Raw genomic sequence first — 26,284 nt, forward strand, 5'->3', positions numbered from 1 at the left:
AAAACCTCTCGTTACTTGTGTTTACTAATCTTCGTTGGTAAACTGATAAAAAATATGCGCCCGAAAGGAACGTAAGCATGAAGCATGACAAGAAGAAAGATAATGTCATTTTGTTTCCTGGTCTGAAAGAAAGACTGATTGAAAAAGGAATGGCAGCATTAAAAGATAAACAGTATCAAGAGGCGCTTCACTTGTTTTCAGAAGCAAAATCGTATGATGACGATGAAGAATCCGATATTCACCTCGGAATGGCCATTTGTTTTCTGGAGCTGGGTGAGCTGCAGGATGCAAAGCGTGTTTGTGAAAAAATGCTGCATGAAGGATATGGTCACTATTTCACTGTGCTCCAAGTGTATATGACGATCCTCATTCAGCTGAAAGAATATGAAGAAGTCAAACAGACGATTGAGGCTGTGCTCGAGGAAAACCATCTTCCGGCAGAAAGCGCGGAGCATTTTTACAAGCTGCTCGAATTTAGCAGAAAAATGATCGAATCACCTGAAGAGATTCTAGATGAAGATGAGGACGCCGGAAGTGAGATCAACATAGATGACATGCTAAAGCGGCCGGAAGAACAGGTACAGTTTATCCATTCGTTGAAAGACCGGAACATCACACCGCACATGGGTCTATTAAATACCATCTTACAAAACCCTGATGGGAACCCTTTGGTCAAATCAATGATCCTGCAGCTTCTGGCAGATCATGATGTGGCAAAGCCGGTTCATGTGACGAAATTCGGTGATTCTTTAACCCTTATTCCTTCTGAGGCTGTAAAGCCAGAGCAGATGCCGCTTCTCCAGCAAGTGCTTCGTATGCTCGATGACACGCTCGGCAATGAGAATCCGACCCTTTACCAAGGCGTGGAAGAGTTATGGCGCCGACACTTATTTGTGCTGTATCCATTTCTTCCTAAATACACAGATCCGAGTCTTTGGGCAGCGGCACTTCATAAAGTCGGCTATGAAATGCATGGGATCGAGATTGAACTCGAAGAATTGCATTTATTGTATGAATTTAACGAACGAGAGCTGAGAGAAGCTTGCACAATGCTGAAAGATATTGAAGAAATTTCTTATTTGTAATTTGTCGATTTAGTTGAAAGACGGACTTGTTATGTTATAATATAATGGTTGTATTTGTGCATATATAGTGCAGTTGTCAGATTCCAACGGTTGAAAGACGATATGTATAATCAAGTCAAATGTTGTATACATAATGCAAGCTTCTTAGCGGAGTGCGTGGTTTTTGATTGGACGAAGTCTTTATGATGCTTTAGAATGGAGCAACGCACAATCTGAATAGATTTTTGGAGGGAAACACACATGTCAGTAAAATGGGAAAAACAAGAAGGTAACGAAGGCGTTCTAACTGTAGAAGTTGACGCTGAAACATTTAACAAAGCACTTGATGATGCATTTAAGAAAGTGGTTAAGCAAGTATCGATTCCTGGATTCCGTAAAGGGAAAGTACCACGTGGTCTTTTCGAGCAGCGTTTTGGTGTAGAATCTCTTTATCAAGATGCATTAGATATTCTTCTTCCAGTTGAATATCCAAAAGCAATCGACGAAGCTGGTATCGAGCCAGTTGACCGCCCTGAAATCGATGTTGAGAAAATCGAAAAAGGCGAAAGCTTAATCTTCACTGCAAAAGTAACTGTGAAGCCTGAAGTAAAACTTGGTGACTACAAAGGTCTTAACGTAGAAAAAGACGACACAGCTGTCACTGATGAAGATGTACAAGAAGAGCTAAAAGGCATGCAAAACCGTCAAGCAGAGCTTGTTGTCAAAGAAGAAGGCGCAATCGAAAACGGCGATACAGTTGTTCTTGATTTCGAAGGATTCGTTGATGGAGAAGCATTCGAAGGCGGAAAAGCTGAGAACTACTCTCTTGAAGTTGGTTCTGGTTCATTCATCCCAGGTTTCGAAGAGCAATTAGTTGGTCTTGAAGCTGGCGCTGAAAAAGACGTAGAAGTTACATTCCCAGAAGAATACCACGCTGAAGACCTTGCAGGTAAACCAGCTGTATTCAAAGTGAAAATTCATGAAATCAAAGCAAAAGAACTTCCAGCACTTGACGATGAGTTCGCTAAAGATGTTGATGAAGAAGTAGAAACGCTTGCTGAATTAACTGAAAAAACGAAGAAACGTCTTGAAGAAGCAAAAGAAAACGAAGCAGAAGGAAAACTTCGTGAAGAGCTAGTTGCGAAAGCTTCTGAAAATGCGGAAGTTGACATCCCACAAGCGATGGTTGACACAGAGCTAGACCGCATGATGAAAGAATTCGAACAACGTCTTCAAATGCAAGGAATGAACCTTGAGCTTTACTTCCAATTCTCTGGACAAGATGAAGATGCGCTGAAAGAGCAAATGAAAGAAGATGCTGCTAAACGCGTAAAATCTAACCTAACACTTGAAGCAATTGCTGCTGCAGAAAACTTACAAGTGTCTGACGAAGAAGTGGAAGAAGAACTTTCAAAAATGGCTGAAGCATACAACATGCCAATTGAAAATATCAAACAAGCGATCGGATCTACTGAAGCAATGAAAGAAGATCTAAAAGTTCGTAAAGCAATTGATTTTCTTGTAGAAAACCGTTAATATGGTGCATAATAATAAAACAGGGCGCGAGTGACTCGTGCCTTGTTTTGTACAATTTTTGACTTATCATCGCTTCTTTTGGAAACGATAGTGTAAGTCGCATCTTTCTGTCATACATATTTCAATGTGCAGTGTTAGAAACACATCGTTACCGTCTTTTAGGAAAGTATGGTAAAATGCATACATACTGGACCCAGAAAGGTAGCTGACTGTTAGCTACAGGCAAGTGAAGAAGAATAAGGGGTGAAAGAATGTTTAAATTCAACGAGGAAAAAGGTCAATTAAAATGCTCGTTTTGCGGAAAAACGCAAGATCAAGTGCGTAAACTGGTCGCAGGACCTGGCGTATATATATGTGATGAATGTATCGAGCTTTGCACGGAAATAGTTGAAGAAGAGCTCGGCACAGAGGAAGAAGTTGAATTCAAGGATGTTCCGAAGCCTCATGAAATTCGGGAGATTCTTGATGAATATGTCATCGGACAAGACAATGCGAAAAAATCCTTAGCTGTAGCGGTGTATAACCACTACAAACGGATCAATTCAAACAGCAAGATTGATGATGTTGAGCTTTCGAAAAGTAATATTTCTATGATTGGACCAACAGGAAGCGGTAAAACATTACTTGCTCAAACACTTGCACGTATTTTAAATGTTCCATTTGCGATCGCAGATGCTACATCATTAACTGAAGCAGGTTATGTTGGTGAAGACGTAGAGAATATTTTACTAAAGCTGATCCAGGCAGCGGATTATGATGTAGAAAAAGCGGAAAAAGGCATTATCTACATCGATGAGATCGATAAAGTAGCAAGAAAATCAGAAAACCCTTCTATCACTCGCGATGTATCTGGGGAAGGCGTCCAGCAAGCCCTTTTGAAAATTCTTGAAGGAACAGTCGCTAGTGTACCGCCTCAAGGTGGACGTAAGCACCCGCATCAAGAATTCATTCAAATTGATACGACGAATATCCTCTTCATTTGTGGAGGAGCCTTTGACGGGATTGAGCAAATCATCAAACGCCGCTTAGGTCAAAAAGTAATTGGATTCGGTGCGGAAAATAAAGTCGAAGATCTTGAAAAAGAAGTCCTTCTATCAAAAGTACTGCCAGAAGACTTGCTTCGCTTCGGTTTAATTCCAGAATTCATCGGCCGCCTGCCGGTTATTGCAAGCCTAGAGCCGTTAGATGAAAAAGCACTTGTAGAAATCTTGACGAAGCCTAAAAATGCGCTTGTTAAGCAATATACAAAAATGCTTGAGCTTGACGATGTAGAGCTTGAATTTGAAGAAGATGCTCTTAGCGAAATTGCGAAAAAAGCAATTGAGCGTAAAACAGGGGCTCGTGGTCTTCGCTCGATCATTGAAGGCATCATGCTTGATGTCATGTTTGACCTTCCATCTCGTGATGATATTGAAAAATGTGTCATCACTGGTGCAACGGTTGCTGATGGTGAGCCGCCGCGTCTTGTGTTAAAGGATGGCACAGTCGTCAACAAAGATACAAAAACATCTGCATAAGAGAAGTTATCACTCCTGAATCATTTTGATTCAGGAGTTTTTTATTTATCGCAGAAGACGTGTTTATTCCGTCCAGCTCTAGGAAATACTAGCAGACAGAAACCAATACATACGATAGATGAAGGAGGGAGCACCGATTGAGCTGGACAGGAATCGTATTATTCATACAGCTGTTCTTTGGTATCGTCATCGGGCTGTACTTTTGGAACTTACTGCGAAATCAGCGCACACAAAAGGTGACGATAGACAAAGAATCAAAAAAAGAAATGGAAGCACTCAGAAAGATGCGGTCAATCAAGCTGAGTGAGCCTTTATCAGAGAGAGTCCGGCCAAAGGGATTTCAAGATATTGTAGGGCAGGAAGACGGCATTCGTGCTCTAAAAGCAGCGCTGTGCGGACCGAATCCTCAGCATGTCATTGTCTACGGACCCCCGGGGGTTGGAAAAACAGCTGCTGCCCGTCTTGTCATGGAAGAAGCGAAACGTCATGCTGATTCACCGTTTAAGAAAGATGCGGTATTTGTAGAGCTCGATGCCACAACCGCAAGGTTCGATGAACGGGGCATCGCAGACCCGCTCATTGGTTCCGTGCATGACCCGATTTACCAAGGGGCGGGAGCGATGGGACAGGCAGGCATTCCGCAGCCAAAACAAGGAGCCGTTACGCATGCGCATGGCGGGGTTCTGTTTATCGATGAAATTGGGGAACTGCATCCGATTCAAATGAACAAAATGCTGAAAGTCCTTGAAGATCGGAAAGTATTTTTAGACAGTGCCTACTACAGTGAGGAAAACACTCAAATTCCGAATCACATTCATGACATTTTTCAAAATGGACTTCCGGCTGATTTTCGATTGATAGGTGCCACGACAAGAACACCTGAAGAAATTCCACCAGCGATTCGATCGAGGTGTTTGGAAATTTTCTTTAAGGACCTTGACCAGCATGAACTGAAAATTGTCGCTGCTAAGGCTGTCCAGAAAATCCAAAAGGAATTATGTGATGAAGGGCTGAACCTGTTAACCTCTTATGTGAAAAATGGCCGTGAAGCAGTCAATATGGTGCAGATCGCCGCTGGAATGGCCGTCACAGAAAATCGAAAAGACATCACGATCGCCGATGTCGAGTGGGTCATTCACTCAAGCCAGCTGACACCAAGATATGAACAAAAAGTACCGGAAAAGCCAAAAGTCGGTGTAGTGAATGGTCTGGCAGTCTACGGACCAAACAGCGGTGCCTTGCTCGAGATTGAAGTGAATATATGTAAGGCACTCGAAAAAGGAAGTATCAACATTACAGGCATTGCAGAAGAAGAAAGCATTGGCAGTCAATCGAAATCCATTAGACGAAAAAGTATGGCTAAAGGATCAGTTGAAAATGTATTAACAGTGCTGAGAAACTTGGGCATACGGACAAATGAATATGACATCCATATTAATTTTCCAGGCGGTGCCCCTATTGATGGACCGTCTGCTGGGATTGCCATGGCGGCGGCGATTTTCTCTGCCATTCATCAAATCCCGATTGATCATCTGACAGCGATGACAGGTGAAATTGGATTGCAGGGTCAGGTGAAGCCGATCGGCGGTGTGATACCGAAGATTAAGGCGGCGAAACAGGCTGGTGCCACAACCGTGATTATTCCTTATGACAACCAGCAGTCGATCTTAAAAGAGATTGAAGGCGTCACCATTGTGCCTGTGAAGCACTTCCAAGAAGTGCTGGATCAGTGTTTGGTCAACCCGCCAGACGAGAAGAAAGATGGACTAGAAGAGGAAATGAAAAGAAAATCTGTTTAATCCCCATCACATATGGGGATTTTTTAGTGAAATAGATCTTTTTTTCTTTTTCAAGATAAAAAGAAAGGGTATACTACGGTAAGATCATCATTTCTCAAGTCTTTTACATTGTACAAGACTGAAACAGGTATATTATAATGATTCATACTAGTGACGGAGGTGTCAATCAACATGGCAGATGAAATCAAAAAGAATGTTCCGCTCCTTCCACTGCGAGGCTTGCTTGTTTATCCAACAATGGTCTTGCATTTGGACGTTGGACGCGAGAAGTCTGTTCAAGCTTTAGAACAGGCGATGATGAACGATCATATGATTTTTCTAGCAACACAGCGGGAAATTTCAATAGATGAACCAGGTGAAGAGGAAATTTTCAAAGTCGGCACCTACACAAAAATCAAACAAATGCTGAAGCTGCCGAATGGAACGATTCGTGTACTCGTTGAAGGCTTAAATCGAGCGCAGATCGAATCATACGTGGAGCTTGAGGACTATACGTCCGTCGATATTAAAGAATTGGCAGAAGAAGAATTAAAAGACGCAGAAGCAGAAGCACTCATGCGCACTTTGCTAGATCATTTTGATCAGTACATAAAAATTTCAAAAAAAATCTCAGCTGAAACATATGCAACGGTGACGGATATTGAAGAACCGGGGAGAATGGCAGATATCGTCGCTTCTCACCTGCCGCTCAAGTTAAAGGACAAGCAAGAAGTGCTGGAAACAGTGGATGTCAAAAAACGTCTGAATCGCGTCATCAGCTTAATCCACAATGAAAAAGAAGTGCTGGAAATTGAAAAGAAAATTGGACAGCGCGTCAAACGTTCAATGGAACGAACGCAAAAAGAATATTATTTGCGTGAACAAATGAAAGCCATTCAAAAGGAGCTTGGAGACAAGGAAGGAAAAACAGGCGAAGTCAGTTCATTAATGTCTAAAATTGAAGAGTCCAGCATGCCGGATTCTGTTCGTGAAACGGCGTTAAAAGAATTGAACCGTTATGAAAAAATTCCTTCAAGCTCTGCGGAGAGCTCTGTCATTCGAAATTATATTGATTGGCTGATCAATCTTCCATGGGGCATCTATACAGAAGATCGTCTAGATTTAAAGCTTGCAAGTGAAATTTTAGATGATGAGCATCATGGGCTGGAGAAAGTCAAAGAACGTGTGCTTGAATACCTTGCTGTACAGAAGCTGACCAATTCATTAAAAGGACCGATTCTTTGCTTAGCAGGACCTCCTGGGGTAGGGAAAACGTCACTTGCCAAATCGATTGCTAAATCACTTGACCGAAAGTTTATCCGTATCTCTCTTGGCGGTGTGCGTGATGAATCTGAGATTCGTGGACATAGAAGAACATATGTAGGGGCGATGCCAGGCCGTATCATTCGCGGGATGAGTAAGGCAGGCACTATGAATCCAGTGTTTCTTTTAGATGAAATCGATAAGATGTCCTCTGATTTTAGAGGTGATCCGTCCTCTGCGATGCTTGAAGTGCTGGACCCTGAGCAAAATCACAACTTTAGCGATCACTATATTGAAGAGACATTTGATTTATCGCAGGTGTTATTTATTGCCACTGCCAACAATTTAGCAACCATTCCAGGTCCACTTCGTGATAGAATGGAGATTATCACGATTGCAGGGTATACAGAGGTTGAAAAAGCAGAGATTGTGAAAGACCATCTTCTGCCGAAGCAGCTAAAGGAGCACGGATTAAAGAAAGGGAACTTGCAGCTTCGTGAAGCCGCGATTTATGATACGATTCGCTATTACACAAGAGAAGCGGGTGTTCGTGGATTAGAGCGTCAGCTTGCGGCCATTTGCCGAAAAGCGGCAAAAGCGATTGTGGCTGAAGACCGCAAACGCATCACAGTGACGGAAAAGAACTTATCTGAATTTCTCGGAAAAAGACTTTACCGTTATGGTCAGGCTGAAACGACAGACCAAGTGGGGGTTGTCACAGGACTTGCGTATACGACTGTTGGCGGAGACACTTTATCAATTGAGGTATCACTCTCGCCTGGTAAAGGCAAGCTCTTGTTAACAGGTAAGCTAGGTGATGTCATGAGAGAATCTGCACAGGCGGCATTCAGTTATATTCGATCCAAAGCAGATGAACTGAACATTGATCCTAATTTTAATGAAAAGCACGATATTCATATCCATGTTCCAGAGGGTGCGGTTCCAAAGGACGGGCCATCAGCTGGTATCACCATTGCGACGGCTCTTGTATCAGCACTCACAGGACGTCCTGTGTCAAAAGAAGTTGGTATGACAGGAGAGATAACGTTAAGAGGAAGAGTGCTTCCGATTGGCGGACTAAAAGAAAAAGCATTAGGCGCACATCGTGCAGGATTGAAAACCATTATTCTTCCAAAGGACAATGAGAAGGATATTGATGATATTCCTGAAAGTGTGAGAGAAGGACTAACCTTTATTCCGGTCTCACATTTAGATGAGGTGCTTGAGAAAGCGTTGGTAGGAGAGGGAAGATGAAAGTAACAAAATCAGATATCGTCATTAGTGCGGTGAAACCAGAGCAGTACCCGAGCGGCGGGCTGCCTGAAATCGCGCTTGCTGGACGATCAAATGTTGGAAAGTCCTCGTTCATCAACTCATTGATTAATCGTAAAAATTTAGCGCGTACGTCTTCTAAACCAGGTAAGACCCAGACGCTTAATTTCTACATTATTAATGATATGCTCCATTTTGTGGACGTTCCGGGCTACGGCTTTGCCAAAGTATCAAAAACAGAGCGCGAAGCCTGGGGGAGAATGATCGAAACGTATATTACAATGCGTGAAGAATTAAAAGCAGTTGTCCAAATTGTGGATCTGCGCCATAAGCCATCAGTAGACGATGTGAACATGTATGAATTCCTTAAATATTACGGAGTTCCCGTGATCGTCATCGCAACAAAAGCGGATAAAATTCCAAAAGGCAAATGGGAAAAACATGCGAAAGTCGTCAAACAGACGCTCGACATTGACCCATCAGATGAACTCATCTTATTCTCTTCTGAAACAAAAAAGGGAAAAGACGAAGCCTGGAATGCGATCCTTGCGAAAGTAAACGGTTAAAAAAAGCATCTGCGATGAGCAGATGCCTTTTTTATCTTTGTCTTCTTTTCAGCGTGATTTGAAAACCCTTGAAGTCTAGAAAGGACGAGTACTGGAGCGGAGCGAATTTGCTATTCGTGAGCACCAGCACGCAGGACTGACACAGAATGCGAGGGTTTGTCTTCACGCTGAAGGCATCTGCCATGAGCAGATGCTTTTTTATTGTATAAGTTATTTCCTTTTTAAAAATAATAAGAGGAGACTGACAGCAATCAGTACATAAGGCCAGTACAATTCAAAGCCAGAAGTAGGAATCGAAAGGGAACTTAGCTGTTTTGTAATTTGCTGAAAGAAATAAAGGAACAGACCGAGTGCGATCAGCACAACACTTTCAATACGATATTCTTTTTTCTGAGATGATTTCACAAAGAGTGCAAGTCCTACGATGAACACAATCATTGTAAATGTGTCTGGCCAGTGGTCCAATTTAGGCTGTAGAATAAAGTGTAGCGAAAGGCCTGTCATAAGCATACCGATAAACACATGAGCGCTTTCTTGCTCCTTCTTTCCTTGATATAAAAAAGCGAGACCAAAAAGCAGTACAAGTGTATACCATTTCTCTTGATCCTTCCAAATGTCAAATTGACCTCCTGAGAGAATGGCATATAGCGCTACAGCCAGTAAAGTAAGCGGCAGCAAAATGGATTTCTTCTTCAAAGATGTCACCTTCTTTTAAGCAGATCATTTGTCCGCACGCGCCAAATCTGGTAAATTGCTTGAAGTGATGATATGGCATAAACAGTGTCGAACATTTTTCTACTATATCACAACATTTTTGAAATCTGTTCACAATTTTTATCCAGTTAAAAATGAATATATGTTATAATCATTATAAATAATAAATTCTATATTGTAATTATTATAAATTAGACAGGGCGTTGGGGGTGCAAGCTGAAGTTATGCATATTCTTGTTGTGGGTTTAGATTATAAAACAGCCCCTGTTGAGATACGGGAACAGCTGAGCTTTGAACCGAGTGAGCTCGGAACAGCGATGTCCAAGCTTAAAGAAGAAAAAAGCATTCTAGAGAATATCGTCATCTCAACATGTAATCGAACAGAGATCTACGCAGTAGTAGATCAGCTTCATACTGGACGGTTTTATATAAAAAGATTTTTAGCCGATTGGTTCGGTTTAGAAAAGGAAGATGTCTCTCCTTATTTGAAGTTCTATGAAAACGATGGAGCGGTTGAGCATTTATTCCGTGTGGCCTGTGGACTTGATTCCATGGTCATTGGTGAAACGCAAATACTCGGTCAAGTACGCTCCAGCTTTAAAGTAGCTCAAGAGGAGAAGACCATTGGTACCGTTTTCAATTATTTATTTAAACAGGCGGTAACCGTTGCAAAGCGCTCTCATGCGGAAACGGATATTGCGTCTAATGCCGTATCTGTCAGCTATGCAGCTGTTGAGCTTGCCAAAAAAATCTTTGGACGTCTTTCTGATAAGCATGTCCTGATTCTTGGTGCGGGCAAAATGGGCGAACTGGCGGCTCAAAACCTTCAAGGTCAAGGAATCGGCCAAGTAACGGTCATCAATCGAACGTTTGAGAAGGCAAAGGAATTGGCGGGTCGTTTTTCAGGAGAGCCTAAGAGCTTAAACCAATTAGAAAAAACATTATCCGAAGCGGACATTTTAATCAGCTCAACGGGAGCGAAACAATTTGTCATTACAAAAGAAATGGTCGAAAGTGCGAATAAAAAACGGAAGGGCAGACCTCTATTTATGGTGGATATTGCTGTACCCCGTGATTTAGATCCAGCTATTTCTGAAGTAGAAGGTGCTTTTTTGTATGACATTGATGACCTTGAAGGTATCGTGGCTGCCAACTTAAAAGAGCGCCGTGCAGTGGCTGAGCAGGTTGAGCTTCTGATTGAAGCAGAAATTGTGGAATTTAAGCAATGGCTGAATACGTTAGGTGTTGTTCCGGTCATTTCTGCACTTAGAGAAAAGGCACTCACAATTCAAGCCGATACGATGCAGAGTATTGAGCGGAAGCTTCCAAACCTCACAAACCGTGAAATGAAGCTGTTAAATAAACATACGAAAAGCATCATCAACCAAATGCTGAAAGATCCTATCTTAAAGGCAAAAGAAATTGCCGCGGAGCCGAATGCAGAGGAAAAGCTTTTACTCTTTAAAGAAATCTTTGATTTACAGGTTGAAGATGAAGAGCAAAAGGTCGAATCTGCGCAGGTGGAGCAAGGATCATTTCAGCTGTTCAAACCAAATATGGCACAAGGCTTTGCTACAGTTGCCAGTGAGTGATTAAGCGATGATGGAATCCATTGTAGCGAGACTCAATGAAGCGACGATCTTAATCTATGCACTAAGTGTCTTGTTCTATTTCATAGATTTTCTTCAACACAACCGGAAGGCTGGAAAAATGGCTTTCTGGTTGCTTTCTATTGTCTGGCTGCTGCAAACAGTCTACATGTTCTATATTATGATGGAAACAGACCGATTCCCTGTGTTGAATGTAGCAGAGGGGTTATATTTTTATACGTGGGTGCTTGTGACACTTTCTCTTGTCCTCACAAAGGTATTGCGTGTTGAATTTATTGTCTTTTTTACAAATGTGATCGGTTTTTCCATGATGGCGATTCACACCTTTACACCATCTGACCTCCATTCAGCAGAACTAACGGGGAAGCTCACGAGTGAACTGCTCGTGATTCATATTACGATGGCGATTTTATCCTACGGTGCCTTTTCACTTTCATTTGCGTTTTCACTGCTTTATCTCTTTCAATATCGTTTACTGAAAAAGAAAAAATGGGGAAAATGGCTTCTGAGAATTGAAGACTTATCAAAGCTCGATCATATGGCGTACGTATTAAACATTATTGGTGTGCCAATGCTCTTGCTTAGTTTAATTCTTGGCATCATTTGGGCATATATTTCGTATGATACGTTGTACTGGACAGATGCAAAGGTGCTTGGTTCGTTTATTATGCTGTTTTTATACGGATTTTACTTATATATCAGATTGGTGAGAAATATGCAGGGCAAAATCGTAGCACTATGGAATGTCGCTTCATTTCTTGTGCTGATGATCAATTATTTTCTGCTTGGTAGCTTATCAACCTTTCATTGGTTTCAATAATGATGAGTCTTAAAGGCATTGTCGGGAGGAAGACGTATTGCGTACAATTAAAGTAGGTTCTAGACGAAGTAAGCTGGCAATTACACAAACAAAATGGGTCATTCAAAAGCTGTCTGAACTAAACCCTTCTTATTCTTTTGAAATAAAAGAAATTGTGACAAAGGGTGATCAAATTTTAGATGTGACCTTATCTAAGGTTGGCGGAAAAGGACTGTTTGTTAAAGAGATCGAGCAGGCGATGCTGAATCATGACATCGATATGGCGGTGCACAGCATGAAGGATATGCCGGCTGCTCTTCCGGAAGGTTTAGTGATTGGCTGTATTCCTGAGCGTGAAGATGTGCGGGATGCACTTATTTCGAAGGATCATCTGAGTCTCAGCGAACTGCCTAAGGGCGCAATTGTGGGAACGAGCAGCTTACGGCGCAGCGCCCAGCTTCTTCAGGAGAGACCAGATCTTGAGATTAAATGGATTCGAGGAAACATTGATACAAGATTGGAAAAGCTGAAAAATGAAGAGTATGATGCCATTATTTTAGCGGCCGCCGGTCTGTCTAGAATGGGATGGAGCAAAGAGGTCGTGTCGGAATTCTTATCTCCTGAGACGTGCCTTCCTGCCGTTGGACAAGGCGCGCTGTCGATTGAGTGCCGCGGGGATGATGAAGAGCTGTTGCAGCTTCTCGCCCAATTTACGAATGAATATACGAAGAAAACGGTCCTCGCAGAAAGAGCCTTCCTCAAACAAATGGATGGAAGCTGTCAGGTGCCGATCGCCGGCTATGCAACGATGAATGAGCATAATGAAATTGAACTAACAGGTCTTGTTGCATCTGCTGATGGGCACACGATTATTCGAGAAACCGTCACAGGCACCGACCCTGAAGCCATTGGAACAGCGTGTGCGAAGCAGATGGCCGATAAGGGAGCAAAGGATTTGATCGACAAGGTGAAAAAGGATCTGTCTCAATGAGCATAGGCAAATCGCTTTACGGACAGACGGTGCTTGTCACTCGAAATGAACGTCAAGCGGGCGTGTTTCAGCAAAAGATCGAAGCGCTGAACGGCCATGCGGTTTTAACCTCTCTTATTCGGTTTGAGCCTACGCTCACAAAAGAAAAAGCGCAGGCCTTTTTAAAGGACTTACAAAATAGCCATTGGCTTGTTTTCACGAGTGTGAATGGTGCGTCTTTTTTTCTCAACTACATAAAAGACCATCATTTACATAAGAGCTTAACCCATTTGAAAGTCGCTGCTGTAGGCGAGAAAACCTCTGCCTATCTTGAGCAGCACGGCTTGAAGGTGGATGTGGTGCCAGAACGATTTATAGCGGAAGAGCTGGCAGATGCATTACTTGATCATGTACGCCCAGGAGAGCGTGTGTTTGTAGCAAAAGGGCATCTGTCACGAGATGTGGTGAAAGAGACCCTCGTTCCGCTCGGCATAGAAGTAAAAGAATGGATTTTATATGAAACAGTCAAGGATGAGGAAGGAATTGCTGCACTTAAATCGGCAATGACGAAGCAATCATTTGATTTTATTACATTTACGAGCTCATCCACTGTTCATTCTTTTATGCATGTGATGGAAGCAGATGCAGCGATGCTGGCTGCATCTGACACCTGTTTTGTGACGATCGGTCCTCTGACAAAAGAGGCACTGCTTCAATACGGGATTTCTTCTGAAACCCCAGATACTTATACGATAGACGGAATGCTAGATTTAATGTGCCGTTTATCTGAAAGGAAGTTGAACCATTGATGAAATTTAACAGACACCGCAGATTGCGGACAAGCGCAGGAATGAGAGAATTAGTCAGAGAAACCTTTTTAAGACCATCTGATTTCATTTACCCGATCTTTTTTGTAGAGGGAGAAAATGTACGAAAAGAAGTCTCTTCAATGCCGGGTGTATATCACATTTCTGTAGACCTTGTGAAAGAAGAAGTTCAAGAGCTTGTTGATCTTGGCATCAAATCGATCATTGTATTTGGTGTGCCGGATCATAAAGATCATGTAGGCAGTGAGGCGTATCACGATCATGGCATTGTTCAAAGGGCAACGCTTGAGATCAAAAAGCATTTCCCAGAGCTCGTGGTCATTGCAGACACTTGTTTATGCCAATATACAGATCACGGACATTGCGGAATCGTTGAAGATGGAGAAATTTTAAATGATGAATCTCTTCAGCTATTAGCGAAAACTGCTGTCAGCCAAGCGCGTGCAGGTGCAGATATCATCGCGCCTTCAAATATGATGGACGGATTTGTTGTTGCTATTCGTGAGGCACTTGATGAAGCAGGCTTTATTCATGTACCTGTCATGTCATATGCGGTGAAATATGCAAGTGCTTTTTACGGTCCGTTCCGTGATGCGGCACATAGTACACCGCAGTTTGGAGATCGTAAAACATATCAAATGGACCCTGCAAACCGTTTAGAGGCTCTAAGAGAAGCGCAATCTGATGTAGAAGAGGGAGCTGACTTCTTGATTGTCAAACCATCTCTTTCTTACTTAGACATTATGCGTGATGTGAAAAATGAATTTACACTCCCTGTTGTTGCTTACAATGTGAGCGGAGAGTATGCGATGGTGAAAGCCGCTGCTCAAAATGGCTGGATTTCTGAAAAAGAGCTTGTTCTTGAAATGCTGACAAGCATGAAACGTGCAGGAGCAGAACTCATCATTACGTATCATGCAAAAGATGCAGCAAAATGGCTCTCAGAATAAAGAACGGATAGACAGGAGGACGTTGAAATGGGACGTAGCTATGAAAAATCAAAGCAAGCATTTGAAGAAGCACAGCATTTAATGCCTGGTGGTGTCAACAGCCCTGTACGTGCATTTAAATCAGTCAACACAGACCCGATTTTTATGGAACGAGGCAAAGGTGCCAAGATCTATGATATTGATGGGAATGAATACATCGATTATGTCTTATCATGGGGACCGCTTATTTTAGGACATACAAATGACCGTGTCGTTAAAAGCATTCAGCGAGTAGCGGAAAATGGGACAAGCTTCGGTGCTTCTACGTTAGTTGAAAATGAATTAGCTAAACTTGTATCAGAACGGGTTCCTTCAATCGAAGTTATTCGTATGGTCAGCTCTGGTACAGAGGCGACGATGAGTGCACTTCGTCTAGCTCGCGGTTTTACAGGCAGAAATAAAATTGTGAAATTTGAAGGCTGCTATCATGGCCACGGTGATTCTTTGCTCATCAAAGCGGGTTCTGGAGTGGCGACGCTTGGACTGCCGGATAGTCCTGGTGTTCCTGAAGGGACTGCAAGCAACACAATCACAGTACCGTACAATGATTTAGAAAGCATTCAAGTTGCTTTTCAAGAATTTGGAGACGATATCGCGGGTGTCATTGTAGAACCGGTTGCAGGAAATATGGGGGTTGTCCCTCCGCAAGAAGGTTTCTTGCAAGGACTGAGAGACATCACGGAGCAATATGGATCATTACTTATTTTTGATGAGGTCATGACAGGCTTCCGCGTGGATTATCACTGCGCGCAAGGCTATTTTGGCATCACACCTGATCTGACGTGCCTTGGTAAAGTCATTGGCGGCGGTCTTCCGGTCGGTGCTTATGGCGGAAGAGCGGATATTATGAGACAAATTGCGCCAAGTGGTCCAATTTATCAAGCAGGAACGTTATCTGGTAACCCTCTTGCGATGACAGCAGGCTTAGAAACCCTAAAACAGCTGACACCTGAGTCTTATGAAGAATTTAAACGAAAAGGTGACCGTTTAGAAGAAGGCATTTCGAAAGCGGCAAAAGCATACGGAATTCCATTAACGTTTAACCGTGCGGGTTCCATGATCGGATTCTTCTTTACAAATGAAGAAGTGATCAATTATGACAAAGCGAAAACAGCTGATCTTGCTTTATTCGCTGAATTTTACAAGGAAATGGCCGATCACGGCATTTTCCTCCCGCCTTCTCAATTTGAAGGACTATTCCTGTCAACAGCTCATACAGATGAAGACATCGAATATACAATTGAGACAGTGGAAAAGGTTTTTCAAAAACTACGTCGATAAAACAAAAGGCCGATATGGAGACATATCGGCTTTTTTGCATTGGAGAAAACCAATCATATTTTCACTCCCTCCCTCATACAACTGTATTGACATCTAATTTTATTTTTTAAGGATTAGATGAAAGGAGGACACCGACTTGTCTCAAAACAATCGATTACAGTTTTCGGTAGAAGAATCCATTTATTTCAAAAGCGGACAGGAAGTCAGTGAGCTGCTGTCAATTTCTCTCGACCCTGACATTCTCGTTCAAGAAGTGAATGATTATGTTTCCATTAGAGGTTCACTCGAGCTAACAGGAGAATACAACATAAATCAAGAGGAGCTATTGGGTGAATTGAGTTCCTTTCCAACATACAGGGAAGCAGATGAGGTAAAGGTCAGAGAAGACGGAACGGCGGAGCTTCTGCATCAATTTCCAGTCGATATCACCATTCCGAAGAACAAAATTAGTCATTTAAATGATGTGTTTGTGTTTATTGATGCGTTTGATTACCAGCTGACAGAGAATCGTTTGCTCACCATTCAGGCTGATTTAGCCATTGAGGGCTTGTTAGACGAGGAAACGCCTGAAGCGCCTGTAGAGGAGCCATATGAATTTGTCCATCGTCCTGAAGAGGATTATGGCGATATGGCCTACGATTATCAGTTGCAGCCGGAACAAGAAGAACAAGAAGAGCTGCAAAGCGAAGAACGTGAGCATGATGAGAATCAGCCTGTATTCCAACATGCCACGCGCGCGGAGCAAGAGGAACAGGCAGTACAGGAAGAACAAGAAGAACAAGAAGAACAAGAAGAACAAGAAGAACAAGAAGAGGAAGAAGAAATTAAGATAGAGCTGGTGAGGGAAGTAGCGGAAACGCCCGAAGAAACGCCCGAAGAAACGGAAGAATTAGAAGAACAAGAAGAGCCGGAACAGCCGGAACAGCCTAATAACCAAGAAGAAGCGGTGGCGTCTGGCTATCGATCTATTCCTGAAGCTCAGGTGCAGGAACCGCCATTTTTTGAACCGCCAAAGCTTTTAGAAGAAGAGGACCGAGAAGATCCGTTCTTTGAAGTGGAAGTGAGAAAGGATCCGGAAGCTGCTGAAGAGCAGGAAGAAACGGTACAGTCGTATCCGGCTTTTGAAACACCTGCTGATCAAGTGGAACCTGAGCATGAGGCGCACGATGATGAATATCAGCTCGGGCGTTTATATGAACGGGAAGCACCTAAAATATATGAGTCAGCTCAAGAAGAAGAGGAGCTTGAAGAAGACGTGAGAGAAACGTCTGGCAGTGAGAACTCTCTTTATTTAACAAAGCTGTTCGCTAAGCAGGAGGAGGAAGATTTTTCCCGCATGAAAATATGTATAGTTCAGCAAGAAGATACGGTCGATCGTATTTGTGAGAGATATCAGTTGAATGTGCAGCAGCTTCTTCGCACAAACTCATTATCGATGGATGCGGAGCTTGAGGAAGGGCAGATTCTTTATATTCCTGAATATCAAAAAAGCAATGCATAGCAAGCGATGACTGACCGAGAAAATGTGGTGAGTGAACGTGGATGAAATCCAATCTGTCTTATACGAATACGGGCTTGAGGCTGAATATATTGAACCTGTCAGTCCTGCTGTCATCAAGGTCTATACAAAGCAGGGTGTATTTGCTCTGAAACGAGTAAAAGCCAGCCGGCATATGCAATTTACAGAACAAATGCTTGAACTGGAATCAAAGGGCTATCGCTCCTTTGTGCCGATTTATCGGACGAAGAGCGGTTCCTTTTTCTCAAGTCATCGGGAAAGCCGGTATGCATACTATTTGATGCCGTGGCTGACGAATGAAAAGAGAGAAGAGCAGGACGATAAGCATGAATATTTATTTCAAGAGATTGCAAGACTTCATAAGCGGACTGAAGTCATGATGGATATCACAGCGCAAGAGATAGAAGCACATTACACACAAATCAAGACCAAATGGGAAACAGAGAAAGACATGTATGAACGATTCATAGAGCGGGCAGAACAAACGTGGTATATGTCGCCATTTGAGCTGGCCGCTGCTATGTATTTTTCAGAGGCGATGTCTGCCAGTGAATTTGCGCTTGAACGTTTAGAAGATTGGCATGAAGAAATGACAGACAAAGAGACAACGCGTGTTGTGCTAAATCATGGACAGCTATCGATCCATCACTTTTTGTATAATGATGTAGGGACAGGACATTTCACCAATTTTGAGCGGTCTAAAAAAGCCGCCCCCATTTATGATCTTCTGACCTTTTACTTTCGGACATTCAAAACCTATCCCACGTCTTGTCCTGAATGCACTTCCTTGTTTTATACGTATCAAAAAGGAAACCCTCTTAGGGAGGAAGAACTGCATTTATTCCTAAGCTACCTCGCTTATCCGCAAGGTCTGTTTGATACGGTAAAAGCCTATGAAGCAGGCGGGCAGGATGAAATGGAAAGCTGCCAGCAGCTGTTAAGAGCGTATTGGCAGATGAAAAATTCAGAGCCGACTGTCATGAAGATTCACGAGATTGAGCAGGCTAGACGGCTTGAAGAAGAACAAAGTGCCTCGTCATCGGCGGAATGACGAGGTTATGCTGCGCTGGCTTTATATGGGCAGGTACATAATGATAAGTTTTTAAAACCAATCAAGGTGAAAGGCACAGACGAGAAAAATAAGAATACCTAGAATGAGGACGTCAAATGTCGTAGGGAAAATGATCGTACGAAATCCTTGAAATATAGCAATCGGGAGAACGACTTGGGAAGCAACTGCCCGAATTTGTCTCAGCCAGGGGGGAAGTGTGTAAGGATTGATCTTCTTCAAATCAAACGCCCTCCTTCTTCATTTTGTTATTATCATATGGGCAAAAGGGCGAAGGGTGCCTGCCCAATTTGTATAAAGAAGAAGAAAAGCGGAAAAGATGATTGACGAAAACAAAAGGCATTTAGTAATATTAATAAAAGATGAGTATGTGCTGATGAACGTGATATATCGTAAGCGTGGATCAGGAAGAGTACGAGCAAGACCCTAAAGAGAGGGAAGCCAAGAGCTGAAAGGTTTCCTAGGATGTACTTGTTTGGAAGGTCGCCTGTGAGCTTAATTTCTTGAATGAACAAGTAGAGAAATTCGGGAGAACCCCGTTATCCTTTAGAGTGTATGGGACACGTGTATGTGTCTCATGAAAAAAGGTGGTACCGCGAAAAAGCTTTTTCGTCCTTTTATAAGGATGGAAAGGCTTTTTTTTATGTTTCATCAGCCGAAAAAATGTGGAGGTTACACAAATGGGAACAAATAATCAAGAAATGCCAACAAAGTACGATCCAAATGCGATTGAAAAAGACCGCTATACGTACTGGCTTGAAGGGAAATTCTTCGAAGCACAAAATGACAAAACGAAAGATCCATATACAGTCGTCATTCCTCCACCAAACGTGACAGGAAAACTGCACCTTGGGCACGCATGGGATTCTACACTCCAAGACATCGTGACACGTATGAAACGGATGCAGGGCTATGACGTTCTTTGGCTTCCAGGTATGGACCATGCCGGTATTGCGACTCAAGCAAAAGTCGAGGCAAAGCTTCGCGAAGAAGGCGTAAGCCGGTATGACCTTGGCCGGGAGAAATTTGTAGAAGAAACGTGGAAGTGGAAAGAAGAATATGCAGATTTTATTCGGAGCCAGTGGGCGAAAATGGGCCTTGGCCTCGATTACTCCCGTGAACGTTTTACTTTAGATGAAGGTCTGAATAAAGCCGTTCGCCAAGTGTTTGTTCAATTGTATGAAAAAGGGCTTATTTATCGCGGAGAGTACATCATTAACTGGGATCCAGCAACGAAAACGGCACTTTCTGATATTGAAGTGATTTATAAGGATGTTCAAGGTGCGTTTTATCACTTGAGATATCCGCTTTCAGATGGAACAGGTTCAATTGAAATTGCGACAACAAGACCTGAAACTATGCTGGGGGATACAGCCGTAGCCGTACACCCTGATGACGAACGCTATCAGCATTTGATTGGAAAAACAGTGGTTTTACCAATTACAGGCCGTGAAATCCCAATCGTCGGTGATGACTATGTCGATATGGAGTTTGGTTCAGGTGCTGTGAAAATTACACCTGCTCATGACCCGAATGACTTTGAGCTTGGAAACCGCCATGGGTTAGAGCGTATTCTTGTCATGAATGAAGATGGCACAATGAATGCGAATGCACTGCAATATAAAGGGATGGACCGCTTCGAATGCCGCAAACAGCTTGTGAAGGATTTACAAGAGGAAGGCATTTTGTTCAAAATTGAAGACCACATGCATTCAGTTGGTCATAGTGAGCGAAGTGGAGCTGTCGTTGAACCGTATTTATCGACACAATGGTTTGTGAAAATGCAGCCGCTGGCAGACGAAGCCATTCATCTGCAAAAAGGAGACGATCAAGTTCAATTTGTTCCAGATCGATTTGAGAAGACATATTTACATTGGATGGAAAATATCCGTGACTGGTGTATTTCTCGTCAGCTATGGTGGGGACACCGAATTCCGGCTTGGTATCATAAAGAAACGAAAGAAGTATACGTTGGTCTTGAAGCACCAGAAGATATTGAGAACTGGGAACAGGATAACGATGTGCTTGATACATGGTTTAGTTCAGCACTTTGGCCGTTTTCTACAATGGGCTGGCCAGATGCAGACAGTGAAGACTTCAAGCGCTACTACCCAACCAATCTGCTTGTAACAGGCTATGACATCATTTTCTTCTGGGTATCCCGCATGATCTTCCAAGGTCTTGAATTCACAGGAGAAAAACCGTTTAAAGATGTCCTCATTCATGGACTCATCCGCGACGAACAAGGACGTAAAATGAGTAAGTCGCTCGGAAACGGAATTGATCCAATGGAGGTCATCGACAAATACGGTGCGGATTCATTAAGATATTTCTTAGCGACTGGAAGCTCACCAGGTCAGGATCTTCGTTTTAGCTTTGAAAAGGTTGAATCCACTTGGAACTTTGCGAACAAAATTTGGAACGCATCCCGTTTTGCTTTAATGAATATGGATGGTTTAACGTATGATGAGCTTGATTTATCAGGGGAAAAATCAGTTGCTGATCAATGGATTTTAACACGCTTAAATGAAACGATTGAAAGTGTCACACAGCTTGCTGACAAGTATGAATTCGGTGAAGTGGGCAGACATTTATACAACTTCATTTGGGATGATTTCTGTGATTGGTACATTGAAATGGCGAAACTTCCGCTTTATGGTGAAGACGAAGCGGCGAAGAAAACGACTCGTTCGATCCTTGCGTATGTATTAGATCAAACGATGAGGCTTCTACATCCGTTTATGCCGTTCTTAACAGAAGAAATCTGGCAGCATCTGCCGCATGAAGGTGAGTCCATTACTGTAGCGGCATGGCCTGAAGTGAAGCCGGAGCTTTCCAATGAACAAGCTTCTGCTGATATGAAGCTGCTTGTTGAACTCATTCGTTCTGTTCGTAACATTCGCAGTGAAGTGAACACGCCAATGAGCAAACAAGTTGAGCTTTACATTAAAGCATCTACGTCTGATGTTCAGGAACGTTTAGAGAAAAATCGTTCATATATTGAGCGCTTCACGAACCCAAGTGTTCTTGAAATTGGCACAGATGTTCCAGCTAGTGATAAAGCGATGACGGCTGTTATTTCTGGAGCAGAACTCATTCTGCCGCTTGAAGGCTTAATCAACTTGGATGAAGAAATTGCACGTCTGCAAAAAGAGCTTGATAAGCTGACAAAAGAAGTGGAACGAGTACAGAAAAAGCTTGGCAACGAAGGCTTTATGAAAAAAGCACCTGAAAGTGTCGTAGAAGAAGAGCGTGCGAAAGAACGTGATTATGTCGCAAAACGCGAAGCTGTTCAAAAGCGTATTGAAGAGCTGAAAGCATAAGGTTGAAAAGACGGCTCCTAATGAAATGGAGTCGTCTTTTTTGAAAATTTCGTATGAAATGAGAGATGACATTGTTTACAACCTATCATGAAGCGATTGAGTGGATTCACAGCAGACTGGCCTTTGGTGTAAAACCGGGTCTTGAACGAATGAAATGGCTGATGAACAGACTAGGCAATCCGGAACAAAGCATAAAAGCAATACATGTTGCAGGTACAAATGGTAAAGGATCAACCATTGCGTTTACGCGTTCTGTTTTACAGGCAGCCGGCTATTCGGTCGGAACCTTCACCTCCCCATTTATACTAACGTTCAATGAAAGAATCAGCGTGAACGGAGCGCCTATAGAGGATGAAGAATGGCTGAGTTTGGTGAATGAAATCAAGCCGCTTGTTGATGAATTAGATCAAACTGAGCTTGGCGCAGCAACAGAATTTGAAATCATTACAGCGTGTGCATTTGCTTATTTTGCTCATGTGCACCAAGTAGACTTTGTCCTCTTGGAAACAGGGCTTGGCGGAAGGCTTGATTCTACAAATATTGCTGTGCCAATCTTAACAGCGATTACGTCGATTGGTCATGATCATATGGCCATTTTAGGTGACACACTTGAACAAATTGCAGCTGAAAAAGCAGGCATTATCAAAGAGGGTATTCCGATGATCACGGCAGTTCACCAGCCTGAAGCTCTTGCTGTCATTCAAAACACAGCCAAAGAAAAGAATGCCGAATGTATTTCCTTACATGATACTTGTAGTTTTGATGAGCAGCAGCCGACAGAAACAGGTGAACGATTCACGTTACGCACATCAAAAAGGCGGTATCCTCAGCTTGAAACAGGATTAATTGGAACGCATCAAAGGCAAAATGCTTCCCTTGCTGTTTTACTCATTGAATGGCTGGAGCAAGAAGGCTATATTAGCGTGACAGAAGGGCAAATATATGAAGGCATTCGGCAGGCAGTTTGGGCTGGAAGGTTTGAAAAAGTCAAAGATCATCCTCCAGTGTATTTAGACGGTGCTCATAATGAAGAAGGGATCGACCGTTTAATTGAAACTGTGCAAGCTCATTTTTCTAGTAAACAGGTGCATATATGTTTTAGTGCTTTAAAAGATAAGCCGTACAAGCAAATGATTCAAAAGCTTGAAGCCGTTAGTTCTTCTATCCATTTTGTTTCATTTGATTTTCCAAGAGCCGAATCAGCTGAAAAGCTTTATGTATGCAGTCAGTTAGACGCAAAGTCTTATGATGATGACCCTCGTACAGTGCTTGAGTTCATTCAGAAAAAAAGTGATGATCCTTCAGCGGTGATTCTTGTGACAGGCTCTCTTTATTTTATTTCAGATATACGTAATCGTATGATCGGGTAACAAAAAAACGCAAATGGCTTCAATGCCTCTTGCGTTTTTTTCTTTTGATACGCAGAAGGGAAGTAAAATCATATTTTCGCTATGTGCTCAATGAATAGGGTCGTGGTAAAATCCGGTCTATCTTATTCTCGGAAGGGGTCACAATATATGATAGGCATTTTTGTGTTTCTTGCAGGCATCACTATGGGGTCGTTCTTTCATCTAGTTGGTGAAAGGCTGCCACTGAAGCGGTCTATTCTTTTTCCTCGTTCTCACTGCACAGTCTGTAAACAGCCGCTTTCCTTGCGCGAGATGATTCCGCTAGTTTCGTATGCATTATTGAGGGGGGCTTGTAAACATTGCGGCACTCGGCTGTCTTTGCTATATCCACTGATTGAGCTGCTGTCAGGCAGTCTTTTTTTGCTCATGTATAGAATCGCTGGTATTTCGTTTGAAGGTCTTTTTCTTGTGATTCTTTGTAGTTTATTTGTGATTGCTGTCGTGAGCGATCTCCTTTATATGAGGGTGCCAAACGAGCTGTTTCTCTTCTTTTTCCCTCTTTTCGTCATATACCGCACGCTTGAACCTCTTCTTATTTGGTGGGAAGGAGCGGCTTCGCTTCTTTTTTGCTTTCTCTTGTTTTATAGTTTAGATCGTTTCAAGCCAAATAGCATGGGCGGAGCTGATATCAAGCTGTTCGGAGTGCTTGCATTTTGCTTAGGATTCAAGCCATTCCTTCTCATTCTTTTCCTCTCGTGTATCGCTGGAATCGTCTATGCGAAGGTTTTTTCCTTTCGATTAGATGAGCCATTTCCCTTTGTTCCTGCGATCTCTTTTTCTTTTTGGTTGTATCTCTTTGGAGCTCATGTCATGCTCTCATTCACCGGGTCGACCGGTTGAAAAAATTGGCGAACACTTTTTTTCCCTGCCGACAAAAGTCTTGTTCTTTTTTTTATCCGCTATGTTAAAGTGTGAAACAGAAAGAAGGACGGGTTACATTCGCGCTGATTCATTGGACAAAAAGGTCTTTCTTACAAACAATGTCAGAAAGCGGGGAATGACAGTGAAAAAAAGGCAGGCAAAAAAACAGGGATTAAAAGTCAATATTAATGGCAAAGAAGAAATGCTTCATGAAGATGACCATCAGCCGCTAAAACAACAAGAGGATGATCAAGTGACGTTTTCGAATTGGGAGGAAAAAAGGCAGTCAGAACTGGAGACTGCTGCTTCCGAGGAAGAACCGGCTAAACCGAAAGAAGAAGATTTCCAGTGGGATGATGCAGCTGATCATATTTATCATTCTGATCCAAAGGTCGTCACACCTTATCAAAAGAAAAAAGGCTCCTTTGATCAGAAGTTCGGTAAAAACCGCGGCCCGTTTAAGAGAGTGATGACAACGATTGTGTTTGCAGTGGTTCTTGGGACAGGCCTAGGTGTGTTTGCACTTAGCTTAAGTCAAGATGGTAATCAGAATCCATCAGGGGGAGATATCAGCGTTTCAGCTTCCGGAAATCAATCATCGATGAAAGCGGGCGGGGATGCGCCGCCAGCAGATACTGCTGATGAATCAAAAGAGAATAAAGATGAAAAAAGCGCCTCTGGCAGCTTTTCAACATATGTTGTACAGGCTGGAAAGTTTTCCTCTGAAAAAGGAGCAGATGAATTAGTTGGCAGTTTAAAAGAAGCAGGATATGCGGGGAAAAAGGTCTCAATGGATGATGGCTATTATGTTATTGCCGGGCTTGCGACAGAACAGGGCATGACAAGCGCTGTTGGGAAGAAGCTGATTGATCAGCACTTTGAGGCGTGGGGAGGCAAGGAGCTCTCATTTCAAGTACCGGAGGAGCTGACTAGTTTAATAGAAAAGGCATCTGTTTTATCCTCTAAGGTCATTGCAGGGGATGATGTGGATCAAAAGGACGTTGCGCAGCTGATCTCTGAGCTTGAAAGTGCCAAAACAACGGACGCACCAGCTAAAAGCAGTTTGCTGAAAGCGGTGCAGCTGTTAAATGAACCTACTGCTGAAAACGGGTGGAAATCTCAGCAGGCACTGCTTGATCAATTAAATACGTAAAATCATATTTTAAGAAACCAAACTAGTCAAAAAATGACTAGTTTTTTTCTTTTGCATCCAACATAATGATGAAGGAACATGAAAAATGAATTTTCGTAAATTGTCGGTAAGATGTACATTTGATAGGATGAATGGGTATCTTACTTCTTAGGCTAAACCCTGAAAGGATGAACAAACATGAACCAATTGATTCTCGCATCTCAATCCCCTAGAAGAAAAGAATTGCTTGATCTAGCAGGGTTTTCTTATGAAATTCAAGCAAGTCAATTAAAAGAAGAAATAAATCGAAACTTTTCTCCTGCAGAGAACGTCCAATGGTTGGCAGAACAAAAAGCAAGTGATATTCAAAGATTATATCCCGAAGCTGTGATTATTGGTGCAGATACGATTGTTGCAATTGACGGCAAATGTCTTGGGAAACCAAAAGACAAGGAAGAAGCGGCCTCAATGCTTCAATTATTGTCAGGAAAGACACATCAAGTCTTGACTGGTGTCACGATTCAGTCAGAGAATAGAAAAGAAACATTTTATGAACAAACAGAAGTGACGTTTTGGACACTTGCGCAAAATGAAATAGACCGCTATATCGAAACGGGAGAACCGCTTGATAAAGCGGGAAGCTATGGCATTCAAGGAAAAGGCGCACTGTTTGTTCAAAAAATAGATGGTGATTATTTTTCCGTTGTCGGTCTCCCTATTGCCAAAACAGTTAGAGTGCTCGAAACATTTGGAATCACCCCTTTTTGATGACAGGAAGGAATCTA

Annotated in this window: 21 protein-coding genes and 1 other annotated feature; of the genes, 19 read left to right on the plus strand and 2 right to left on the minus strand. The window is 42.6% G+C overall.

The features are described from left to right. Positions 1-77 precede the first annotated feature (77 nt). From ddcA to yihA, 6 genes are all read left to right on the plus strand, one after another. On the plus strand, positions 78-1,085 hold the full coding sequence (gene ddcA / locus BA81_RS01265) for a DNA damage checkpoint antagonist DdcA (RefSeq protein WP_034279801.1): 1,008 nt from the start codon (positions 78-80) through the stop codon (positions 1,083-1,085). 240 nt (positions 1,086-1,325) lie between these two features. Further along, positions 1,326-2,600: a trigger factor gene (gene tig, locus BA81_RS01270; protein ID WP_034279803.1), complete on the plus strand. Its 1,275-nt coding sequence runs from the start codon at positions 1,326-1,328 to the stop codon at positions 2,598-2,600. 251 nt (positions 2,601-2,851) lie between these two features. Next, the gene (clpX, locus tag BA81_RS01275; RefSeq protein WP_024423180.1) at positions 2,852-4,117 is read left to right on the plus strand and encodes an ATP-dependent protease ATP-binding subunit ClpX; all 1,266 of its coding nucleotides are present in this window, start codon (positions 2,852-2,854) and stop codon (positions 4,115-4,117) included. A 137-nt stretch (positions 4,118-4,254) separates the two neighbouring features. Beyond that, positions 4,255-5,916: an ATP-dependent protease LonB gene (gene lonB / locus BA81_RS01280; RefSeq protein ID WP_024423179.1), complete on the plus strand. Its 1,662-nt coding sequence runs from the start codon at positions 4,255-4,257 to the stop codon at positions 5,914-5,916. Between the two features lie 171 nt (positions 5,917-6,087). Beyond that, positions 6,088-8,412: an endopeptidase La gene (lon, locus tag BA81_RS01285; protein WP_034279805.1), complete on the plus strand. Its 2,325-nt coding sequence runs from the start codon at positions 6,088-6,090 to the stop codon at positions 8,410-8,412. Next, on the plus strand, positions 8,409-8,996 hold the full coding sequence (yihA, locus tag BA81_RS01290) for a ribosome biogenesis GTP-binding protein YihA/YsxC (RefSeq protein WP_024423177.1): 588 nt from the start codon (positions 8,409-8,411) through the stop codon (positions 8,994-8,996). The genes lon and yihA overlap by 4 nt, the downstream gene beginning before the upstream one ends. 210 nt (positions 8,997-9,206) lie before the next feature. Here the strand turns inward: yihA and BA81_RS01295 are convergent, their stop codons facing one another. Further along, positions 9,207-9,692 (minus strand): hypothetical protein, encoded by a 486-nt coding sequence (locus BA81_RS01295; protein ID WP_034279808.1) that lies wholly within the window; start codon positions 9,690-9,692, stop codon positions 9,207-9,209. 242 nt (positions 9,693-9,934) lie between these two features. Here BA81_RS01295 and hemA point away from each other — a divergent pair, with 242 nt between their 5' ends. From hemA to ysxE, 8 genes are all read left to right on the plus strand, one after another. Next, positions 9,935-11,302, plus strand: a complete 1,368-nt coding sequence (gene hemA, locus BA81_RS01300; RefSeq protein WP_034279810.1) for a glutamyl-tRNA reductase — start codon at positions 9,935-9,937, stop codon at positions 11,300-11,302. A 7-nt stretch (positions 11,303-11,309) separates the two neighbouring features. Beyond that, the gene (locus BA81_RS01305) at positions 11,310-12,140 is read left to right on the plus strand and encodes a cytochrome c biogenesis protein (RefSeq protein WP_024423174.1); all 831 of its coding nucleotides are present in this window, start codon (positions 11,310-11,312) and stop codon (positions 12,138-12,140) included. A 37-nt stretch (positions 12,141-12,177) separates the two neighbouring features. Continuing rightward, a complete protein-coding gene (hemC, locus tag BA81_RS01310; protein WP_034279812.1) occupies positions 12,178-13,110 on the plus strand; it encodes a hydroxymethylbilane synthase in 933 nt (310 codons plus the stop codon). Then, positions 13,107-13,898, plus strand: a complete 792-nt coding sequence (locus BA81_RS01315; RefSeq protein WP_034279814.1) for a uroporphyrinogen-III synthase — start codon at positions 13,107-13,109, stop codon at positions 13,896-13,898. The genes hemC and BA81_RS01315 overlap by 4 nt, the downstream gene beginning before the upstream one ends. Continuing rightward, positions 13,898-14,866, plus strand: coding sequence for a porphobilinogen synthase (gene hemB / locus BA81_RS01320; protein WP_029706177.1), 969 nt, complete (start codon positions 13,898-13,900; stop codon positions 14,864-14,866). Before BA81_RS01315 ends, hemB begins: the two co-directional genes overlap by 1 nt. A 27-nt stretch (positions 14,867-14,893) precedes the next feature. Further along, positions 14,894-16,186: a glutamate-1-semialdehyde 2,1-aminomutase gene (gene hemL / locus BA81_RS01325; RefSeq protein ID WP_034279816.1), complete on the plus strand. Its 1,293-nt coding sequence runs from the start codon at positions 14,894-14,896 to the stop codon at positions 16,184-16,186. Between the two features lie 136 nt (positions 16,187-16,322). Further along, a complete protein-coding gene (locus BA81_RS01330; protein WP_034279818.1) occupies positions 16,323-17,687 on the plus strand; it encodes a LysM peptidoglycan-binding domain-containing protein in 1,365 nt (454 codons plus the stop codon). Positions 17,688-17,724: 37 nt separating this feature from the next. After that, complete coding sequence (ysxE, locus tag BA81_RS01335) at positions 17,725-18,756, plus strand: spore coat protein YsxE (protein ID WP_034279820.1); 1,032 nt, start codon at positions 17,725-17,727, stop codon at positions 18,754-18,756. A 51-nt stretch (positions 18,757-18,807) separates the two neighbouring features. Here the strand turns inward: ysxE and BA81_RS01340 are convergent, their stop codons facing one another. Then, the gene (locus BA81_RS01340; protein ID WP_034279822.1) at positions 18,808-18,996 is read right to left on the minus strand and encodes a hypothetical protein; all 189 of its coding nucleotides are present in this window, start codon (positions 18,994-18,996) and stop codon (positions 18,808-18,810) included. 168 nt (positions 18,997-19,164) lie between these two features. After that, positions 19,165-19,394: a binding site (T-box leader), on the plus strand. Positions 19,395-19,454: 60 nt separating this feature from the next. Between BA81_RS01340 and BA81_RS01345 the strand changes: the two genes are divergently transcribed. The 5 genes from BA81_RS01345 (at position 19,455) to BA81_RS01365 (ending at position 26,267) form a co-directional block, all read left to right on the plus strand. Continuing rightward, the gene (locus BA81_RS01345) at positions 19,455-22,097 is read left to right on the plus strand and encodes a valine--tRNA ligase (protein WP_025092445.1); all 2,643 of its coding nucleotides are present in this window, start codon (positions 19,455-19,457) and stop codon (positions 22,095-22,097) included. A gap of 65 nt (positions 22,098-22,162) precedes the next feature. Next, on the plus strand, positions 22,163-23,467 hold the full coding sequence (locus tag BA81_RS01350) for a bifunctional folylpolyglutamate synthase/dihydrofolate synthase (RefSeq protein WP_034279825.1): 1,305 nt from the start codon (positions 22,163-22,165) through the stop codon (positions 23,465-23,467). 147 nt (positions 23,468-23,614) lie between these two features. Next, positions 23,615-24,346: a prepilin peptidase gene (locus BA81_RS01355; RefSeq protein ID WP_034279827.1), complete on the plus strand. Its 732-nt coding sequence runs from the start codon at positions 23,615-23,617 to the stop codon at positions 24,344-24,346. Further along, positions 24,312-25,520: an SPOR domain-containing protein gene (locus BA81_RS01360; protein WP_051627320.1), complete on the plus strand. Its 1,209-nt coding sequence runs from the start codon at positions 24,312-24,314 to the stop codon at positions 25,518-25,520. The genes BA81_RS01355 and BA81_RS01360 overlap by 35 nt, the downstream gene beginning before the upstream one ends. 177 nt (positions 25,521-25,697) lie before the next feature. Then, on the plus strand, positions 25,698-26,267 hold the full coding sequence (locus tag BA81_RS01365) for a Maf family protein (protein ID WP_034279829.1): 570 nt from the start codon (positions 25,698-25,700) through the stop codon (positions 26,265-26,267). The last annotated feature ends 17 nt before the right edge of the window (positions 26,268-26,284 follow it).

The organism is Bacillus safensis FO-36b, assembly GCF_000691165.1.
GTDB lineage: Bacteria > Bacillota > Bacilli > Bacillales > Bacillaceae > Bacillus > Bacillus safensis.

Bases quoted from the DNA above. Each gene is read 5' to 3' on its own strand.
- ddcA (WP_034279801.1), top strand. From the start codon at position 78: ATGAAGCATGACAAGAAGAAAGATAATGTCATTTTGTTTCCTGGTCTG.
- tig (WP_034279803.1), top strand. From the start codon at position 1,326: ATGTCAGTAAAATGGGAAAAACAAGAAGGTAACGAAGGCGTTCTAACT.
- clpX (WP_024423180.1), top strand. From the start codon at position 2,852: ATGTTTAAATTCAACGAGGAAAAAGGTCAATTAAAATGCTCGTTTTGC.
- lon (WP_034279805.1), top strand. From the start codon at position 6,088: ATGGCAGATGAAATCAAAAAGAATGTTCCGCTCCTTCCACTGCGAGGC.
- yihA (WP_024423177.1), top strand. From the start codon at position 8,409: ATGAAAGTAACAAAATCAGATATCGTCATTAGTGCGGTGAAACCAGAG.
- hemA (WP_034279810.1), top strand. From the start codon at position 9,935: ATGCATATTCTTGTTGTGGGTTTAGATTATAAAACAGCCCCTGTTGAG.
- BA81_RS01305 (WP_024423174.1), top strand. From the start codon at position 11,310: ATGATGGAATCCATTGTAGCGAGACTCAATGAAGCGACGATCTTAATC.
- BA81_RS01315 (WP_034279814.1), top strand. From the start codon at position 13,107: ATGAGCATAGGCAAATCGCTTTACGGACAGACGGTGCTTGTCACTCGA.
- hemB (WP_029706177.1), top strand. From the start codon at position 13,898: ATGAAATTTAACAGACACCGCAGATTGCGGACAAGCGCAGGAATGAGA.
- hemL (WP_034279816.1), top strand. From the start codon at position 14,894: ATGGGACGTAGCTATGAAAAATCAAAGCAAGCATTTGAAGAAGCACAG.
- BA81_RS01345 (WP_025092445.1), top strand. From the start codon at position 19,455: ATGGGAACAAATAATCAAGAAATGCCAACAAAGTACGATCCAAATGCG.
- BA81_RS01350 (WP_034279825.1), top strand. From the start codon at position 22,163: ATGACATTGTTTACAACCTATCATGAAGCGATTGAGTGGATTCACAGC.
- BA81_RS01355 (WP_034279827.1), top strand. From the start codon at position 23,615: ATGATAGGCATTTTTGTGTTTCTTGCAGGCATCACTATGGGGTCGTTC.
- BA81_RS01360 (WP_051627320.1), top strand. From the start codon at position 24,312: ATGTCATGCTCTCATTCACCGGGTCGACCGGTTGAAAAAATTGGCGAA.
- BA81_RS01365 (WP_034279829.1), top strand. From the start codon at position 25,698: ATGAACCAATTGATTCTCGCATCTCAATCCCCTAGAAGAAAAGAATTG.